This is a genomic window from Psychroserpens mesophilus, from assembly GCF_050617655.1.
GTDB classification, from domain to species: Bacteria; Bacteroidota; Bacteroidia; order Flavobacteriales; family Flavobacteriaceae; genus Psychroserpens; species Psychroserpens mesophilus_A.
In genome coordinates, this window is record NZ_JBODQC010000308.1 from 1 (window position 1) to 255 (window position 255).

Consider the following 255-nt stretch of genomic DNA (forward strand, 5'->3'; position numbering starts at 1 on the left):
CAAGCGGCGCAAGGGCGGGTTGCGACCCGGGTTTTTCCAACCGCTGACCCAACTGGAAATCGTGTCGGGAACGGTGCGTCCCGGCAGGCTGGGCTACCTCCGGGAGGCGTTGATCGCCTACCCGTATGCCACAGTCCACAGCGACATCCGCAAAGGGGCCATAGCCCTTTTCCTTTCCGAAGTACTCTCCGAATGCATCCGGGAAGAGGAGACCAACCCGGAGCTCTTCAGCTATCTGGAACACACGCTCCAGTG

1 protein-coding gene is annotated in these 255 nt (G+C 61.2%); it reads left to right on the plus strand.

Going from position 1 to position 255, the window contains the following annotated elements; translation table 11 throughout:
* A partial coding sequence (gene recO / locus ACRHNM_RS17380; protein ID WP_431137905.1) for a DNA repair protein RecO occupies window positions 1-255 on the plus strand: 255 nt, incomplete at both ends.